18 protein-coding genes are annotated in these 16,361 nt (G+C 71.4%); 11 read left to right on the top strand and 7 right to left on the bottom strand.

Translation table 11 applies throughout. From position 1 onward, the window contains the following. The first annotated feature begins 18 nt into the window (after nt 1–18). The 8 genes from D458_RS0112310 to D458_RS0112275 all read left to right on the top strand — a co-directional run bounded on the left by D458_RS0112310 (nt 19) and on the right by D458_RS0112275 (nt 7,359). Nucleotides 19–879, top strand: a complete 861-nt coding sequence (locus D458_RS0112310) for an SMP-30/gluconolactonase/LRE family protein (protein ID WP_017587055.1) — start codon at nt 19–21, stop codon at nt 877–879. After that, nucleotides 876–1,850, top strand: a complete 975-nt coding sequence (locus D458_RS0112305; protein ID WP_017587054.1) for a sugar kinase — start codon at nt 876–878, stop codon at nt 1,848–1,850. The genes D458_RS0112310 and D458_RS0112305 overlap by 4 nt, the downstream gene beginning before the upstream one ends. Nucleotides 1,851–1,930: 80 nt before the next feature. After that, the gene (locus D458_RS0112300; RefSeq protein ID WP_083936316.1) at nt 1,931–2,482 is read left to right on the top strand and encodes a bifunctional 4-hydroxy-2-oxoglutarate aldolase/2-dehydro-3-deoxy-phosphogluconate aldolase; all 552 of its coding nucleotides are present in this window, start codon (nt 1,931–1,933) and stop codon (nt 2,480–2,482) included. Nucleotides 2,483–2,591: 109 nt separating this feature from the next. Beyond that, nucleotides 2,592–3,017, top strand: coding sequence for a hypothetical protein (locus tag D458_RS0112295; protein ID WP_017587052.1), 426 nt, complete (start codon nt 2,592–2,594; stop codon nt 3,015–3,017). Nucleotides 3,018–3,357: 340 nt separating this feature from the next. Further along, on the top strand, nt 3,358–4,218 hold the full coding sequence (locus tag D458_RS0112290; protein ID WP_017587051.1) for a MetQ/NlpA family ABC transporter substrate-binding protein: 861 nt from the start codon (nt 3,358–3,360) through the stop codon (nt 4,216–4,218). A 445-nt stretch (nt 4,219–4,663) separates the two neighbouring features. Then, complete coding sequence (locus D458_RS0112285; protein WP_017587050.1) at nt 4,664–5,710, top strand: ABC transporter substrate-binding protein; 1,047 nt, start codon at nt 4,664–4,666, stop codon at nt 5,708–5,710. Nucleotides 5,711–5,717: 7 nt separating this feature from the next. Continuing rightward, complete coding sequence (locus D458_RS0112280) at nt 5,718–6,494, top strand: ABC transporter ATP-binding protein (RefSeq protein WP_017587049.1); 777 nt, start codon at nt 5,718–5,720, stop codon at nt 6,492–6,494. Further along, complete coding sequence (locus tag D458_RS0112275) at nt 6,487–7,359, top strand: ABC transporter permease (RefSeq protein WP_017587048.1); 873 nt, start codon at nt 6,487–6,489, stop codon at nt 7,357–7,359. Before D458_RS0112280 ends, D458_RS0112275 begins: the two co-directional genes overlap by 8 nt. Before the next feature lie 91 nt (nt 7,360–7,450). On the opposite strand, the gene D458_RS0112270 is transcribed toward D458_RS0112275, so the two are convergent. The 4 genes from D458_RS0112270 to D458_RS0112255 form a co-directional block, all read right to left on the bottom strand. Continuing rightward, nucleotides 7,451–8,611 (bottom strand): iron-containing alcohol dehydrogenase, encoded by a 1,161-nt coding sequence (locus tag D458_RS0112270; protein ID WP_017587047.1) that lies wholly within the window; start codon nt 8,609–8,611, stop codon nt 7,451–7,453. A 191-nt stretch (nt 8,612–8,802) separates the two neighbouring features. Beyond that, nucleotides 8,803–9,399 (bottom strand): Dps family protein, encoded by a 597-nt coding sequence (locus tag D458_RS0112265; RefSeq protein ID WP_017587046.1) that lies wholly within the window; start codon nt 9,397–9,399, stop codon nt 8,803–8,805. 114 nt (nt 9,400–9,513) lie between these two features. Beyond that, the gene (locus D458_RS0112260) at nt 9,514–10,728 is read right to left on the bottom strand and encodes a cytochrome P450 family protein (protein WP_017587045.1); all 1,215 of its coding nucleotides are present in this window, start codon (nt 10,726–10,728) and stop codon (nt 9,514–9,516) included. Between the two features lie 86 nt (nt 10,729–10,814). Then, on the bottom strand, nt 10,815–12,005 hold the full coding sequence (locus tag D458_RS0112255) for a PucR family transcriptional regulator (protein ID WP_017587044.1): 1,191 nt from the start codon (nt 12,003–12,005) through the stop codon (nt 10,815–10,817). Between the two features lie 194 nt (nt 12,006–12,199). Here D458_RS0112255 and D458_RS0112250 point away from each other — a divergent pair, with 194 nt between their 5' ends. Further along, nucleotides 12,200–13,027 (top strand): aldo/keto reductase, encoded by an 828-nt coding sequence (locus D458_RS0112250; RefSeq protein WP_017587043.1) that lies wholly within the window; start codon nt 12,200–12,202, stop codon nt 13,025–13,027. Nucleotides 13,028–13,037: 10 nt separating this feature from the next. Here D458_RS0112250 and D458_RS36960 read toward each other — a convergent pair whose 3' ends face one another. After that, entirely contained in the window at nt 13,038–13,193 is a 156-nt protein-coding gene (locus D458_RS36960; RefSeq protein WP_017587042.1) for a hypothetical protein, read from the bottom strand. A gap of 80 nt (nt 13,194–13,273) precedes the next feature. On the opposite strand from D458_RS36960, the gene D458_RS0112240 reads away from it, so the two are divergent. Beyond that, entirely contained in the window at nt 13,274–13,807 is a 534-nt protein-coding gene (locus tag D458_RS0112240; RefSeq protein ID WP_017587041.1) for a RidA family protein, read from the top strand. A 4-nt stretch (nt 13,808–13,811) separates the two neighbouring features. Here the strand turns inward: D458_RS0112240 and D458_RS0112235 are convergent, their stop codons facing one another. Then, a complete protein-coding gene (locus D458_RS0112235; RefSeq protein WP_017587040.1) occupies nt 13,812–14,723 on the bottom strand; it encodes a DMT family transporter in 912 nt (303 codons plus the stop codon). Nucleotides 14,724–14,788: 65 nt separating this feature from the next. Between D458_RS0112235 and D458_RS0112230 the strand changes: the two genes are divergently transcribed. Then, on the top strand, nt 14,789–15,379 hold the full coding sequence (locus tag D458_RS0112230) for a TetR/AcrR family transcriptional regulator (RefSeq protein ID WP_017587039.1): 591 nt from the start codon (nt 14,789–14,791) through the stop codon (nt 15,377–15,379). A 4-nt stretch (nt 15,380–15,383) separates the two neighbouring features. Here D458_RS0112230 and D458_RS0112225 read toward each other — a convergent pair whose 3' ends face one another. Further along, on the bottom strand, nt 15,384–16,274 hold the full coding sequence (locus D458_RS0112225) for a sulfotransferase family protein (protein ID WP_017587038.1): 891 nt from the start codon (nt 16,272–16,274) through the stop codon (nt 15,384–15,386). Between the last annotated feature and the right edge of the window lie 87 nt (nt 16,275–16,361).

Raw genomic sequence — 16,361 nt, 5'->3', positions numbered from 1 at the left:
AACACGTCAGGAGTGGAGATGGGAGACGTACCCGAACCGTGGAGCACGGACCGGTTCGAACTGGGCGAGGGGTTGCGCTGGGTCGGGGACGACCTGCTCATGGTGGACATCCTGAGCGGGCGACTGCTCCGACTGGACCCGCGCCGCCCGGGCCCCGCGCGTGAGCTGCGCCGACTGCAGGTGCCCTTGGGCGCCGCGGCACCTTTCGCGGGACCTCCCGGACGGTACATCGCCGCGGCCGGCACCGGTGTCGCCCTCCTGGGTGAGGGGACCGACTGGATCGGTCAGCCGGAGGAGGGCGCCGCCACGCCCATGCGGATGAACGACGGCTGCTGTGATCCGTCGGGCCGCTTCTGGGCCGGGTCCATGGCCTACGACGCCACCCCGGGCGCGGGCTCGCTCTACCGGACCGACCCCGACAGGACACTCACCCGGGTCCTGGGCGGCTACACCGTCCCCAACGGCCCCGCCTTCACCCCCGACGGCACACGCATGTACCTCGCCGACAGCCACGCCGGACGCATCGACACCTGCGAGATCGGCCCGGGCGGAGACGTCCGGGACCTTCGGTGCTTCACCGAGGCGGACGGGGGCGCCCCGGACGGGATGCAGGTCGACTCCGCCGGGTACCTGTGGGTCGCGGTCTGGGGAGCCGGGCGGGTCCACCGGTACGCCCCGGACGCGACCCTGGACCGGGTCCTGGAACTACCCGCGGTCCAACCCACCAGCGTGTGCGTGGTCGGCGAGGCGGAACCGACGCTGTTCGTCACTTCCGCCACCGTCGGCCTGTCCGCACCCGGCCCGTACGACGGAGCGGTCTTCGCCGTCCCCGTGGACGTCCCCGCCCCGCCCGCCCGGGCCTTCGGAGACGACTCGTGAACCCTCTGGTCACCTGTGTGGGGGAGACCATGCTCCTGCTCGCCCCAGCACCGGGCACACCGCTGGACCGGGCCGGGACCCTGCGTACGGGCGTGGCCGGCGCGGAGTCCAACGTCGCGTGCGGGGTCGCCGCCCTGGGCCACCGCGCGGCCTGGCTCAGCCGGGTGGGGGGCGACCCCTTCGGACGCCTCCTCACCCGAACCCTGCGCGAGCGCGGGGTCGACGTCTCGGGGGTCGAGTCGGATCCCCGGCGCCCCACCGGCCTGCTGGCCAAGGACCCGGATCCGTCCGGGAGCAGGGTGCACTACTACCGCTCAGGTTCGGCAGCCTCCGCCCTGGGGCCCGAACTCGTCGGCCACTCCCTGGTCCGGAACGCCCGCATCGTCCACCTGACCGGTATCACGGCGGCCCTGTCGCCTTCGGCCGACGCCCTCTCCGAGCGACTCCTCCTCGGCCCGGGGACCGTCGTCAGCTTCGACGTCAACCACCGGCCGGGGCTGTGGGAACCAGGGGCGGCAGCGCCCCGCCTGCTCGACCTGGCTCGCTCGGCCGACATCGTTTTCGTCGGCCGCGACGAGGCGGAGGCACTGTGGGGCACAGCGACCGCGGAGGACGTCCGCGTGCTGCTCCCCGGGGTGCCGCGCCTGGTGGTCAAGGACGCCGAGCACGGCGCCACCGAGTTCGTGGGCGACCGGGTGGCGCACGTTCCCGCCCCGGTCGTGGACGTGGTCGAGCCGGTGGGTGCGGGTGACGCCTTCGCAGCCGGATACCTGTCCGGCGAGCTCCGGGGCCTGGGCTCCCGCGGCCGCCTGCGGCTGGGACACCTGTGCGCGGGTGCGGTCCTGCGCGTGGTCGGCGACCTCGCGGACCCGCCTGGCCGGGAGGCGTTGGCCGCCCTCCTCGACCTCCCCGACGAACAGTGGCGCGCGTCGGCCAGCAGGGCCCTCGCGACGACAGAGCAGCGCCAGTGAAGGAGACGGCAGTGAGCAACGGCAACGACGACAGCACTTCGGGCGGCGGCCTGGACGGCCTGTTCGGGGGACAGCGGGTGATGGCCATCCTGCGCGGCATGCCGGCCGCCACCACGGTCGGGCTCGCCACCCGTGCCTGGGACCTGGGTGTCACGGCGGTCGAGATACCCGCGAGGGATCCGGGGTCCATGGCGGTCCTGCGCGCCGCGGTCGCGGCGGGGGCCGAACGCGGCCTGCCCGTCGGCGCCGGAACGGTCATCACCACCGAGCAGGTGCGCGCGGTCGCCGAGGCGGGGGCCGCCTTCACGGTGGCCCCCGGGTTCGACCCGGAGGTGATGGCGGCCTCCGAAGCGGCGGGGATGCCCCACCTGCCCGGGGTGGCGACCCCCACCGACGTACAGGCGGTCCTGAAGGCCGGTGCCCGCTGGGTGAAGGCCTTCCCGGCCTCGGTGCTCGGCGCCGACTGGATCAAGGCCGTCCGCGCCCCGTTCCCGGACCTGCGGATCGTGGCCACGGGAGGTGTCGACGCCCACAACGCGCAGGCCTTCCTCGATGCGGGGGCCAGCATGGTCGCGGTGGGTTCGGCGCTGGCCGATTCCGACCAGATCCCCCGGCTGGCCGAGCTCGTCTGAGTGCGGAGGCGGCTGTCCACGGCGGGGAGGCACCGGCATTCTCCTTGCCCCGGTGGGGGTGCATCAATAAACTTGAGTCCAGACAACTCAAGTCGATGGGAGTGCCTCGATGCGCGTGACGGATGTCTTCGAAGGGGTGGACGAGGCCCTGTGGGCCCAGCTCGCAGCCGAGCCCGTGGCCCGGGTGGACAGCGGCCGCAGCGGGGGAGATCTCGTGGTCCACGTCGAACTCGCCCCGGGGATCGATCCCGGTCGGGTCCTCGTCCTCCAGGAGGGGGACTCTCTCGTGCTCGTGCGGAGCACCGACCGCTCCGTCCTGTACCGGATACCTCTGGACGCCCCCGTCGGGCGGCCCTTCCTGCGCCGCGCCCCGCACGGGCTCACCGTCACCGCGCCGCTCGCCGGACCCGCCCCGGTGGCGGTCCGCCCCGGGCTGCGGGCGGTCCCACGGGCGAGCCGCCTGCGCTCCGCGCTCACCCGGTTCGCCGACCGGGTGCGGGGCCTGTTCGCCGCTCCTGAGACGCCGGTCGCCTGAACCGTCGACCCCGTGTACGGAAAGGGCATCCCTGAGAGGCCAGGGGTGCCCTTCTTCCCCGGCGAGGGAAGGGCCCTGCCAACCCCTCGGACCGCCCGGCCGTGAGCGTCCGCGCTTTCCATCCCGGGAAAGTTGCCGGGTCGGTCGGTCCTCCTTCGTGCTGTGCTGAAGGCCACGTTTGCACCAGGGCGAAACAGATTTTTCCTACCAAGAAGGTAGGATAGGCTCTGGTCAGCTCGTCTTCGCCTCAACAGGGCACTTCGGGCGCCCGGTTCCGGCGTTCGCGCCGTCACCGGACTCCCCCCGCGATCCTCCACCCACGATCACGAAGGAGTGCACCATGCGCACGACCTCGACCCTCATCGGCGCGGCCGTCCTCACTCTGGCCCTCGCCGCCTGCGGTTCCCCCAGCGAGCAGGCCGCCGGGTCCGCCGAGGCAGGGGAAGGACCGCTCCGGGTCGGTGTCAGCCCGGTGCCGCACGGCGACATCCTCGCCTTCATCGACGAGAACCTCGCCGAGGAGGCCGGGCTGGAGCTGGAGATCGAGGAGATCGCCGACTACAACACGCCCAACGCGGCGCTCGTCGACGGTGACCTGGACGCCAACTACTTCCAGCACCGCTCGTTCATGAACGAGTGGCTCGAGAACGGCCCCGACGCGGAACTAACCTACGTCACCGACGTTCACATCGAACGGCTGGGGCTCTACTCCGAGACCTACGAGAGCGCCGACGACCTGCCCGAGGGCGCCAAGGTCGCCGTCCCCAACGACCCGGCCAACCTCAACCGGGCGCTGAGCATCCTGGAGACCGAGGGTCTGATCACCGTGGACCCCGAGGCCGGTGAGACCGCCACCGAGAACGACATCGTCGACAACCCGAACGGCCTGGTCGTCACCCCGCTGGAGGCGGCGCAGCTCCCGCGTTCGATCTCCGACGTCGACGCCGCCGTCATCAACGGCAACTACGCCATCGAGGCGGAGATCGCCGAGAAGGCCAACGTCCTGGCCTGGGAGCCCGAGGGCGACGACTACGTCGAGAAGTACGCCAACGGCCTGGTCGTGCTGGACGAGAACTCCGACGACGAGCGCGTCCAGCTGCTGGCCGAACTGCTCCACGACGAGCGGGTCCTGGAGTACATCAAGGAGACCTGGCAAGGCGTCGTCCTGGCGGTCGACGCCGAGGGCGACATCTCCGAATAGCCATCCGCGGGCGCTGAGACGCCCCTCCCACCCCCCCTGTAGGGCGGTGGAGCCTCCCCGGGCTCCACCGCCCTTCTGTGTCTGCCGGGCCGTACGGCCCGCGCCTGCCGCGGCCGGGAAGGCCTCCGGGCCGTGGCCGAGGGGCGGGGGAGGGCGGCATCCGACACCCCCGGCCCCCTCGTGTGATCCGGGTCGCATCGCGGGGTCCTGCGGTGCGCGAACGGATCCCGGTGTCGCGCAGGGTGGTCGTCCGGCTCTGGGAGGGTTCGGGGCATTCCGGGCTGAACTGCGGGTTCCCACGGGCTGAGACGCACTCCGGGTGAGGGGGAACGGATCCGGGCAGGTCACGGCTGTTCGAAACTCGGGGGGTGGTGCTTCCACAAAACCTACTTATTAAGTAGAGTTTTGTTCGTCCCTCCGACGGCACCCCGAAAAGGACCTCTGAATGCGTGTTTCCGCCACCCCGCTGCGAGTCGCCGCGGCCGCTCTGGCCCTCGGGCTGGGCGTCACCGGGTGCGCGGGTGCGGGGGCCGACGACTCCTCCGTCCTGACCCTCGGCTACTTCCCGAACATCACCCACGCGCCCGCGCTCGTGGGCGTGGAGAACGGGATCATCGACCGGGCGCTGGGCGGGGTCGAGCTCGACACCCAGACCTTCAACGCGGGGCCCGACGCCATCAACGCCGTGTTCTCCGGCGAGGTCGACGCAGCCTTCGTGGGGCCCAACCCCGCCGTCAACGGTTGGGCGCAGTCGGAAGGCGAGGCCCTGCACGTCATCGCCGGAGCCGCCACCCAGGGCGCGGGCCTCGTGGTCCGGGACGGCATCAGGACCGTCGACGACCTTCGGGGAAAGACCCTCTCCACCCCGATGCTCGGCGGCACCCAGGACGTGGCGCTGCGCTGGTTCGCCCAGGAGCAGGGATGGGAGGTCGACACCGCCGGCGGAGGCGACCTGTCGATCGTCCCGCAGGAGAACCCGGAGACCGTCAACGCCTTCAGGGCCGGCGAGATCGACGGCGCCTGGATCCCCGAACCCCACCTCAGCCGCCTCCTGGCCGAGGACGGCGCCCACCTGCTCGTCGACGAGGAGGAGGTGTGGGAGCGGACCGGCGGCCAGTACGTCACCACGCTCCTCATCGTCAACGCCGCCTTCCTGGAACGTGAACCGGAGGCCGTCGAGAACCTGCTCCGCGGCCACGTCGAGTCCGTCGACTGGATCAACGACAACCCCGATGAGGCCGCTGAGGCCTCCCGCGTCCACCTGGAGGAGGTCACCGGCGGTGAACTCGACCCCGAGCTCACCGCCACGGCCTTCCAGAACGTGACGTTCACCGTGGACCCCGCGGCTCAGTCACTGCTCATCAAGGCCGAGCAGGCCGAGGCCATCGGACTGCTGGACCCCGTCGACCTCAACGGAATCTACGCCCTCGACCCGCTCAACGACGTCCTGGCCGAGGCCGGACACGAGCCGGTCGCCGGGTTGGAAGGGTAAGGGCCCCATGACCACCATGACCGAGAGCAGGAACCTCACCGGCACGAGTGCCGTGGAGATCGACGACATCTCCAAGGTCTTCGGCCGGGGCAGGGGCGCGGTGACCGCCATCGACGGTATGACCGTCCATGTCGGCACCGGCGAGTTCCTGGCCGTCGTCGGCGCCTCCGGCTGCGGCAAGAGCACCCTGCTCTCCCTCATCGCCGGGCTGGAGGAGCCCACCACGGGCGCGGTGGACGTCGGCGGCCACCGCGTGGCCATGATGTTCCAGGAGGCCGCGCTCTTCCCGTGGCTGACCGTGGGAGCCAACATCGAGGTGCCCATGAAGGTCAACAAGGTCCCCAAGGCCGAGCGCCGCCGACGCGTGACCGAACTCCTCGCCCTGGTGCGCCTGTCCGGATTCGAGCGCAAACGCCCCCACGAGCTCTCCGGCGGCATGCGCCAGCGGGTGGCCCTGGCCCGAGCCCTGGCCCAGGACGCCGATCTCCTGCTCATGGACGAGCCCTTCGGCGCCCTGGACGCCATGACCCGCGACATCCTCCACGACGAGCTGGAGCGGATCTGGCGGGAGAAGTCGCTGACCGTCGTCTTCGTCACCCACAACGTGCGGGAGGCGGTGCGCCTGGGCGACCGGGTCGTGCTGCTGTCCAGCCGTCCGGGACGGGTCATCAAGGAGTTCACGGTGGAGGGCGAGCGCCCCCGTCGGATCGACTCCGGCCAGATCGCCGAACAGGCCGCCACCATCACCGACCGACTGCGTGAGGAGGTTTCGCGCCATGCCTGAGACCGACGTGCGGGACCGCCAGGTGCAGGGGCTCGACGCCCTCGAACTCCAGCCCGAGCGGGGCGCCGACGAGCGCGGCGCAGGGGACGTCGCCCGCGGGATCTGGGCCTCGACCTGGCCCAAACTGGCCGCCGTGGCCATCGTGCTGCTCGCCTGGCAGGCCGTGGTGTGGTCCGGCTGGCGCACCGAGTTCGTGTTCCCGGGCCCCGACCGGGTGCTGCCCGCCCTGTTCAACGAGATCACCGACCCCGAGTTCTGGACGGCCGTCCAGGTCACCATGCGCCGGGCCTTCGTCGGGTTCGCGCTGGCCCTGGTCGTGGGCGTCGTGGTCGGGCTGGCGGTCTCACAGTTCAAACCGCTGCGCGCGGCGATCGGTTCACTCATCACCGGCCTGCAGACCATGCCGTCGATCGTGTGGTTCCCGTTCGCGATGCTGCTGTACGGCATCAGCGAGTCGGCGATCATGTTCGTGATCGTCCTGGGCGCCGCCCCCTCCATCGCGGGCGGCCTGACCTCGGGTATCGACTACGTGTCGCCGTTGCTGCTGCGTGCCGGGCACGTCATGAACCTGCGCGGGGTCCAGCGGTACACGCTGCTGATCGTCCCGGCCGCGCTGCCGATGTTCGTCAGCGGCCTCAAGCAGGGCTGGGCGTTCGCCTGGCGTTCCCTGATGGCCGGCGAGCTGCTGGTGATCATCAACCAGCAGAACTCGATCGGCTGGGCGCTGAGCCAGGCCCGCCAGCTCAACGACGCCGACCGGCTGCTCAGCTACATCATCATCGTGCTGGTCATCGGCATCATGATCGACGTGTTCTTCAACTGGGCCGACCGCTCCCTGCGCCGCCGTTGGGGCATCACACGCTGATCCGCGGAAGGGGCCGGGCCTCGGGGTCCGTGCGTTCGCGAACGCACGGACCCCGAGGCCCCTCTTCGCTGTCCGCCCGGCCCGTGGGCGGTCAGCCGTACACGTAGTGGTACAGCTCCACGATCTCCTCGGCGGTGGGCACGCGCGGATTGTCGGCGGGGGAGCCGGAGGCCAGGGCCTGCTCCGCCATCAGCGGGGCCAGCTCCCACCAGCGTTCGGCCTCGATCCCGTACCCGCGCGGGGTCGGCACCTCCAGCTCCTGGTACAGGAGGCGCAACTCCCACACCAGCGCACCCGTGGCCTCCCCGTCGGTGCTGTCCGAGGCCGCCAACCCCATCGCGCGGGCGCAGTCGGCGTAGCGAGCGGGCGCGGACGGTACCGAGAACTCCGTGACCGCCGGCAGGAGCATGGCGTTGGCCAGCCCGTGCGCCACTCCGAAGTGCGCACTGACCGGTCGGCTCATCCCGTGCACCAGGGCGACACCGGAGTTGGAGAAGGCCATCCCGGCCTGGGTGGCGCCCACCATCACGGCCTCGCGCGCCTCGCGATCCCCCGGGTCGGCGTACACGGTCCGCAGGTGGGCGAAGATCGTGCGCATGGCCTCGCGGGCCAGCCCGTCGGAGACCGGGTTCGCCCTGGCGCTCACGAACGCCTCGATCGCGTGGGTCAGGGCGTGCACCCCGGTGTCGGCGGTCAACCGCCTCGGCATGCCCATGGTGAGCTCGAAGTCCACCAGAGCGGCACGGGGCAGCATGGCCAGCCCCGTGCAGAACATCTTCTCGCCTGTCTCCGCGTCGGTGACGATGCTGTACCGGGTGCACTCCGAACCGCTGCCCGCGGTGGTCGGCACCGCCACCACCGGCAGGGCGGGCGCGTCGGTGACCACCGGAGCCCGGTAGTCGCGTATCCGTCCGCCGTGCGCACCCAGCAGGGCCACGGCCTTGGCGGTATCGATGGGGCTGCCGCCGCCCACCGCCACCAGGGAGTCGAAACCGCCCTCCCGCAGGGCGCGCAGCGCTTCGTCCACCACCGCGGTCGTGGGGTCGGGAACGGTCTCGGTGAACACCCCGGGGGAGAGGCCGGCCTTCTTCAGGAGGTCCAGGATCTCCTGGAAGAAGGGCTGTCCGGCGACGAAGGGGTCGGTCACCACCAGCGGCCGGGACAGGCCGAAGGAGTCGAGGGTTCCGGCCAGCTCGGCCGAGGCGCCGGAACCCACGCGGATGACATGGGGCAGGGCGATGGAAGCGGTCACGTCGGTACCTCCGGGGGACGGGAGTACGGGTACCGGAACCCGCCCGGGTCGGGGGGCCACGGCTCAACGCCCGTTTATCTACCCGTCTCTCCGGTTCGAAGCCCCGATTCCCGCTGATTTCGGGATCGGGTGCCGTGACCGGACAGACCGGAGGGCCGGGCGCACGGCCCGGCCCTCCGGTGAGCGTTCGGTCAGGTGTGCACGAGCGGTGTGTCCACCAGGTGCTCGGCCACGAACCAGGCCTCGAGCTCGTTGGTGCGGATCACCTCCGAGACGAGCACGTCGTTGGTGCCGTCGTCACCCAGTTCCTGCACGCGTGCGGCCGCGTCGTGGGCGTCCTCCAGGACGGTCTCGTGTGCCTCCAACAGGCGGGAGAGCATCGCCGGGACCTCCTCGACGCCGTCCGGCGGACGGGGGATGTTGGTGATCTCCGCGACGTGCCTCGGATCGCCGACCGCCACACCGCCCAGGGTCTGGACGCGTTCCGCGACGGTGTCGATGAGCGCGGTCTGCTCCTCGGCGTGCTTGTCCATCAGCAGGTGCAGCTGGTAGAAGGTGTGCCCGCGCATCAGCCAGTGGTGCTTCTTGTACAGGTCGTGCAGGATCCGGAGATCGCACAGGACCTGGTTGAGCCGCTGACACGAGTACATCCGCGCATCGTAGGACAGGCCGACGGGGAGCTGCCGGACGGTTCCGAACTGCTGGATCTCCTCGCCCCTCTGGTGGAGCCACGGTTGGCTGCTGCGGGGTTTGGGAGTCTGGCTGGAACGCTGGTCGGCGGTGGTCACTGCTGGTTCCCCCTCCGGGTCGGTGTACTGCGGGGGCCGGAAGAGCCCCGCCAGCCAGTCTTGGTCACGGACCGTTGTCGGAAGAGAAAACGCACGCCATGGCGGGGCAAGGATTCAGGAGACCCTCCGGTCGAAATCGACCGGAAGGGCGAACAGCCCGTGCATGATCATGCTCGGCCACCACCGCAGCTCGCTCTCGTCCACCGCCAGGCGCAGCCCCGGCAGCCGGTCCAGGACCGCGGTGACCGCCACCCGCGCCTCCACTCTGGCCAGCTGGGCGCCCACACAGAAGTGCGCCCCGTGACCGAAGGACAGGTGTGAGGCCCCGCGCCCGGGGTCGAACACGTCCGGGTCCTCGTACTGCTCCGGGTCGCGTCCGGCGGCCAGCAACGACACCAGCACCGGCTCGCCCGCCTCCAGGCGTACGCCGCCCACGGTGGCCGGTTCCGCGGGGAACCGCCAGGTCGCGTTCTGCAGAGGGCTCTCCAACCGCAGCGACTCCTCGATCGCCGCGCCCACGAGGCCGTGGTCCCCCCGGAGCCGCGCCATCTCCCGGGGGTTGCGCAGCAGGGTGAGCAGCATGTTGCCGATCAGCGCGACCGTGGTCTCGTGCCCCGCCACCAACAGGAGGAACGCCGTCGAGGTCACCTCGTCCCGGGACAGCTCGCCCGCGCGGTGGGCCTCCACCAGGTCACCCAGGAGGTCGTCCGAGGGCTCGGCCAGGCGGGCGTCCACGAGGCCGCCCAGGTAGGAGTCGAACCAGTTCGTGGCCCCGGCGATCGCCTCGACCTCGTCGAAGGAGGCGGAGTCGATCACCGCCGCCTGCCGGTGGAACTCCGGCCGGTCGTCCTCGGGCACCCCGAGGATGTCGCAGATGATCGCGATGGGCAGCGGGTAGGCCAGGTCGCGCACCAGATCCGGCGACCGCGCCGTCCGCAGGGCGTCCAGGAGCTCGCCGGTGATCCGCTCGGCACTGGCCTGAAGTGCTCGGACCCGCCGCGGTGTGAAGGCGCCGGCGGTCACCTTCCGGAGCCGGGTGTGGTCCGGGGCGTCCACGTTGACCATGCTCCGCACCAGGCTGGGGCGGTGGTCGAAGGGCAGGCCCAATCCGGCCCTGTACCAGGTCTCGTTGCCTCTGGCCGGGTCCTTGAGCATGTTCGGGTCGGCCAGCACGGCCCGGGCGTCGCCGTAACGTGTCACCAACCAGGCCCATGCTCCGCCGGGCAGGTCCACGCGGTGGACGGGTTCGTGCTCGCGCAACCACCGGTAGGCGGGGTGCGGGTCCGCCTCGAACTCGGGTCCGTGCAGGGCGGGGGGTGTGCGGGTCATTCTCAGCCTTCCGAAGGGGACGGTCCGCAACCTTCCTACCCACCCGGACCCGTGGGGACGAGGCGCGCTCAGGGTTCGTGGGTTGCTCAGGGCGCTATCGCGCAGGCGGTCTCCAGGACGAACCTCGGCCAGGGGCGGTGCGGGTCGTGACCGGTCAGCTCGCGGATCCGCCTCAGCCGGTATCGCAGGGTCTGGGCGTGGACGTGCAGGGACTCCGCGGCCGTGGTCGCCGCGCCCTCACGGAAGTAGGCGCGCAGGGTCTCCAACAGGTGCAGGTTGTCGTGCGCGAGCAGCGGCCCCAACACGACCCCGCGCACCGTGGCCGGGACGATCGCACCGCCGTTGATCAGGGCGAGCACACAGGCGTCGGAGTCCCGCAGCAGGCCGTCCGCCCCGAAGGCGTGCGGGGGAGCGGTCTCCAGTGCCCCGTCGGCCAGCCGGTAGGCGGCGGACATGTCCGTCAGCCCGCGCGGTTCCAGGACGCAGCCGTGCCAGCCGCGTTCGACCAGGGTCCCGGTGACACGCTCGGCGTCCTCCGCCGAGGCGAGCACCACCACCCGCCCCGAACGCGTGGTCACCAACGGGTCCGCCCCGGTGGGCGCCGCCTCCGCCAGCAGTTCCAGACCCACTGACACCGTGACGTTCTCCGCCGGTACGCGTCCCCGCTCGGCCGGGTCCCGCGCCGGTTCGGCGACCACCAGCACCGCCGGGTCGGGCGGGGCGATCCCCAGGGTGCGTGCGCGGTCCCGGACCGCCCCCTGGGAGGCCTGGCGGCCGATGAGCAGATCGTCGAGCAGGGCGCGGCGGGCGCGTTCGCGGTCCGCGTCCAGCTGTTCCGCGGCCTCGGCGTGCCCGGTCGCCAGGTTCTCGGAGATCTGGTCGAGGGAAGCCAGCCAGAGTTCGCTCAGAGCGAACACGTCGTCCGCGTCGAGCCTGTCGCCCGCCTGTTCGCGCACCAGCCGTACCGCCGCGGCCGATCCGACCCGGTGCGCCCGGACCACGGCGCCGATCGAACGCCCGTCGGCGGCCCGGGCCCGCCCGATCCCGCGGAGCCGTTCCACGTCCTCGGGCGGCAGGCGCGAGGCATCGCGTACCCACAGTTCCAGGGACCGGGTGACCAGCCAGCCGGTGATCGCCCGGACCTCCGCCAGCTGGGATCCGTGCAGAGCGCGGTAGGCGGGCACCTCGGCGTAGACCTCGGTGACGATCCGCTCCACCAGCCCGGCCCGGTCCCGCTCCAGCTCGGCGCTGACCCGCACACGCTCCTCGTGCCCCATCCGTCCCCTCCGACCACCCGTGACCGGGCAGCCTACCGCCCGGCCGCACCCCTGGCCGGGATCGGCTATCCGGGTAAAAACCGCGCACATCTGCGGCGCAGCCTCAGGACCCGATCCCCGCCGACATGGCAGTATGCGCACACAGGCCCGGGAGAGTGCCCAGGTCGGACGGGGGATTACGGGGGATGAGAACGATGACGGTTCCCGGCATCACGCTGAACAACGGGCTGCGGATCCCACAGCTGGGTTTCGGTGTGTGGCAGGTGCCCGACGACGCCGTGGTCGAGGCGGTCTCACACGCCCTGGCGGCGGGGTACCGCAGCATCGACACCGCTGCCGCCTACGGCAACGAGGCCGGGGTGGGTGAAGCGCTGCGCAGGTCGGGGCTCGAGCGCGAGGACGTGTTCGTCACCACCAAGCTGGCCAATTCCGACCAGGGGTACGACGCCACCCTGCGGGCCTTCGACGCCAGCCTGGGCCGCCTGGGCCTGGACGTGCTGGACCTGTACCTCATCCACTGGCCGCTGCCCCAGCGCGACCTCTACGTCCCCACCTGGAAGGCGATGGAACGCCTCTACGCGGAGGGCCGGGTGCGCGCCATCGGGGTGTCCAACTTCCAGCGCCCGCACCTGGAGCGGGTCATGGAGGAGGGCGGGATCGCTCCCATGGTCAACCAGATCGAACTGCACCCGCTGCTCACCCAGGAGGAGCTGCGCGCCTTCGGCGCCGAGCGCAACATCGCCACCGAGGCATGGAGTCCTCTGGGTCAGGGCGAGCTCCTGAGCCACCCGCTCATCGCCGAGCTGGCCCGGGCACACGGACGCACACCCGCGCAGATCCTGCTGCGCTGGCACATCCAGCTGGGCAACGTGGTCATCCCCAAGTCGGTGACGCCCGAGCGCATCCGCTCCAACTTCGAGGTCTTCGACTTCGAGCTCCCGGGGGCGGAGGTCGCCCGGATCAGCGCTCTCAACGAGAACCACCGCTTCGGCCCCGACCCGGACAGCTTCGACGGCGGATGAGGGAGCTCCGCTAGCGGAGCTCGCGGACCTTGCGGGCGTTCGCGAGGGTGGCGTCGATCCCGGTGCGGCGCACCCGGGCGGCGTACACGCCGCCGGCGACGAAGATTGCGACGACAAGCCCGACCACTGCGGTCAGGGCCAGGACGGACAGCACAGAAGAGAACATGCGCTCATCGTAACCCCATGCCCGACGACACTTCCACAAGGAGTCCCGGGAGAGCGCCGAGCGACACGGAAGGGCCGTCGATGGACCGGACGCCACACGAGATCATCAATCCGCTCACCCTCTCCGACCCCGTGGGCTACTCCCACGCGCTCGTGGTCACCCCGGGCCGCACCGTGTACGTGGGCGGGCAGGTCGCGCGCCGCTCCGACGGCGTGCTGACCGGGGACTCGGTGGTGCAGCAGTTCGACCAGGCCCTCGCCAACATGGTGGAGGCGCTCCGCGCCGCCGGGGCCGAACCCGTCCACGTGGTGAGCATGCGTGTCTACACCACCGCCGTCGGCGTCTACCGGGTCAACCTCAAGACCCTCGGCTCGGTCTACCGGCGCCACATGGGCCGGTACTACCCGCCGATGGCGGTCGTGGGCGTCACGGAACTGCTGGAGTCCGGTGCCCTGGTCGAGCTGGAGTGCACGGCGGTGGTCCCGGACATGCTCGACAGCGAGGAACTCCACGAGAGCGCGCCCCGCGAGCTGGTGGAGGAGGTCGACGACGCCTTCGCCGACTCCTCCGGGACCGGGGAGCCCGAGGAGGTCCCCGAACAGGCGCGCTCCTGAACGCTCACCGCTCGGCGGAGCGCACCAGCCACACCGCCAGCACGCACACGCCCATCCCGGCCAGGGCGCCCGCGCCCACCGGATCGCCGAACATCAGCCAGGTCCACACGAGTGTGGTCGGCGGGGTCAGGTAGAGCAGCGCCGACACCCGGGCCACACTGGTGCGGGCCAGGTTGGCCCAGTACAGGCCGTACCCGCCCAGGGTGGACAGCACGACCACCCACGCCACGGCGGCCCAGAACCCGGGATCGGCCGGCGGGGCCAGCGTCCCGGTCGCGGCGGCCAGGCCGGTGAACAGCACCGCGCTCACCCCGCACTGCACGGCGAGGGCCTCCACGACGCTTCCGCCGGGGCGGGTCCGCCGCTCCAGCAGGGTGGCGGCCACCAGGGAGAGCATCGCGCCGAACGGCAGCGCGTAGGCCCACCACGGAGCTGCCTCGGGGCGGAGCAGGTCAGAACCCACCACCAGGCCCACCCCCGCCAGCCCCACGGCCAGCCCGACGACCTGGCGGTTGCGCACCCGCTCACCCAGCAGGGGCACGGCGAGGGCGGTGGCCACCATCGGCTGGAGCGCGGCGACGAGCGCGCTGGTCCCCGCTGCCACCCCCGCCTCGGCGGCCGCCACGACCCCGTACAGGTAGCCGCCCTGGGCCAGGGCCCCGAGCACCGCGTGCAGAGCCAGGTCGCGGCCGCTCATCCGCAGCCCCCGCCACAGGCACCAGGCCACCAGCAGTCCGCCCACGACCAGGAACCGCCAGGCCAGCAGCGTGGTCGCCGGGGCCTGCCGGGTGCCCAGCTCGGCCCCGACGAACCCCGAGCTCCACATCACCACCAGCCCCGCGGCCAGCAGGAACGGAACCGCGGTGCCGGTCCCGGAGCGGGTTCGGGTCTCGGAAGAAAGACGTGAGGTATCCATGACCGTGAGGTAAACACACCGGTCGGTATACTCACAATGTAGTCGCCGATCTCGGGAGCACGAACATGGGCAGCACCACCGCCGGAAGAACGCTCACCCCCGCCGCGCGCCGCGTCCTGGACGTGGCCACCGACCTCTTCTACACCCGGGGCATCAACACCGTGGGCATGGAACTGGTCGCCGAACGGGCCGGGGTCACCAAGAAGACCATCTACGACCGCTTCGGCTCCAAGAGCCAACTCGTCGTCGCCTACCTGCGCGCCCGGGACGCCCGCTGGCGCGAGTTCCTCGACGCCCGCCTGGACCCGCACACCACCCCGCGCGACCGGATCGGTGCGACCTTCGAGGCCCTGGACGAATGGATGGGGGAGGAGAACCAGCGCGGCTGCGCCATGGTCAACGCCTACGCCGAACTCTCCGACCCCGAACACCCCGGCCGGGCCGTCGCCGAGGAGCAGAAGCACTGGCTACGGGGCCTGTACGCCGACCTCGTCCGGGCGGCGGGGGCGAGCGAACCCCAGAAGCTCGCCGACGCCCTCGCCATGCTGCACGAGGGCGCGGTGGTCGCCCGCAACGTCTCCGGTGTCACCGACGCCGCGCTCACCGCGCGTACCGCCGCCGACACCCTGCTCACCGCGCACGGCGTACCCGAATGAGCGCCTACAGGTAGCCCAGCCGGGAGAGTTCGTTGCGGGCCACCTCGTGCACGTCACCGTGGTCCTGGCGGCTCAACCGCTCCCGCCACGAACCCACGCCCCACGACCGGTCCGTCAGCAGCTCACTGGCCGAGACCCGGGCGCCGGTGAACTCCAGGAGCCGCTCGGCGGTGTCGACCTCCTGGCCGTGCACGTCCTCGTAGCGCAGGGTCAGCAGCTGCTCCGGACCGATCTCCTGGCGCAGCCGCGCGGACATGCGCACCGCGCCCCGCCAGCGCATCGCGCACTTGGTCGCCACCGAACCGTCGGTGAAGTCAGCCAGATCCGACTGCTCCTCCAACCCGAAGAAGTGGTTGGGGAACTCGTGGTCCAGCTTCATGAAACTGGGCTTGAGCCAGGCCAGCGACCGCTCGTCCTCCATCATGTCCGCGACCACGTCGCGGCCGTCCCGGATGATCTGCACGAACAGGGCGTCGGGGAACGCCGCGTGCAGGGCACTCGCCGAGTACAACAGGTCGGGGCTGGCGTCACCGAAGCGGCGCGCGTCGGCGCTGTGCTCACAGGGTTCGGCCGAAGTGTTGGCGGGCACCCGGGTGCCCGGACCCGGGCTGGGGCACTTCGGGCAGGTCAGAGGGGTGAGGTGCCAGGTCTCGGCGTAGGCCTCCCGGAGCAGGCTCGCGGTTCCCCCCACCTTCTCCAAAGCGAGGGAGGGGCGCCTGGCCACGGCATAGACGGCGTTGAGAACGCCCTGGGAACCCGCTCCCAGATGGAAACCGGGCGCACGGGACAGGGCGCGGGCGATCACCGGGACTCCGGAGTGGGGCGCGCCGAGGACGAACACGGGGCGCTGGACCTTGGTCCCGTTGACCACGAGGATGTAGGAGGGCTGCTTCATGATTGTGTCGATTTTTGCACCCTTTGCCCTTCTCGTGTGCATCGGCCGGGCACTACGGCCGCCCGCCCCAGGCGTTCTCCGAGGTTA

The organism is Nocardiopsis ganjiahuensis DSM 45031, assembly GCF_000341085.1.
GTDB classification, from domain to species: Bacteria; Actinomycetota; Actinomycetes; order Streptosporangiales; family Streptosporangiaceae; genus Nocardiopsis; species Nocardiopsis ganjiahuensis.
Note: the sequence above shows the minus strand (reverse complement) of the source record. Positions and strands in the feature narration are given on the sequence as shown.

Bases quoted from the DNA above. Each gene is read 5' to 3' on its own strand.
- D458_RS0112235 (WP_017587040.1), bottom strand. From the start codon at position 14,723: ATGGATACCTCACGTCTTTCTTCCGAGACCCGAACCCGCTCCGGGACC.
- D458_RS36960 (WP_017587042.1), bottom strand. From the start codon at position 13,193: ATGTTCTCTTCTGTGCTGTCCGTCCTGGCCCTGACCGCAGTGGTCGGG.
- D458_RS0112300 (WP_083936316.1), top strand. From the start codon at position 1,931: ATGGCCATCCTGCGCGGCATGCCGGCCGCCACCACGGTCGGGCTCGCC.
- D458_RS0112255 (WP_017587044.1), bottom strand. From the start codon at position 12,005: ATGGGGCACGAGGAGCGTGTGCGGGTCAGCGCCGAGCTGGAGCGGGAC.
- D458_RS0112240 (WP_017587041.1), top strand. From the start codon at position 13,274: ATGGACCGGACGCCACACGAGATCATCAATCCGCTCACCCTCTCCGAC.
- D458_RS0112295 (WP_017587052.1), top strand. From the start codon at position 2,592: ATGCGCGTGACGGATGTCTTCGAAGGGGTGGACGAGGCCCTGTGGGCC.
- D458_RS0112275 (WP_017587048.1), top strand. From the start codon at position 6,487: ATGCCTGAGACCGACGTGCGGGACCGCCAGGTGCAGGGGCTCGACGCC.
- D458_RS0112225 (WP_017587038.1), bottom strand. From the start codon at position 16,274: ATGAAGCAGCCCTCCTACATCCTCGTGGTCAACGGGACCAAGGTCCAG.
- D458_RS0112285 (WP_017587050.1), top strand. From the start codon at position 4,664: ATGCGTGTTTCCGCCACCCCGCTGCGAGTCGCCGCGGCCGCTCTGGCC.
- D458_RS0112310 (WP_017587055.1), top strand. From the start codon at position 19: ATGGGAGACGTACCCGAACCGTGGAGCACGGACCGGTTCGAACTGGGC.
- D458_RS0112260 (WP_017587045.1), bottom strand. From the start codon at position 10,728: ATGACCCGCACACCCCCCGCCCTGCACGGACCCGAGTTCGAGGCGGAC.
- D458_RS0112280 (WP_017587049.1), top strand. From the start codon at position 5,718: ATGACCACCATGACCGAGAGCAGGAACCTCACCGGCACGAGTGCCGTG.
- D458_RS0112250 (WP_017587043.1), top strand. From the start codon at position 12,200: ATGACGGTTCCCGGCATCACGCTGAACAACGGGCTGCGGATCCCACAG.
- D458_RS0112230 (WP_017587039.1), top strand. From the start codon at position 14,789: ATGGGCAGCACCACCGCCGGAAGAACGCTCACCCCCGCCGCGCGCCGC.
- D458_RS0112290 (WP_017587051.1), top strand. From the start codon at position 3,358: ATGCGCACGACCTCGACCCTCATCGGCGCGGCCGTCCTCACTCTGGCC.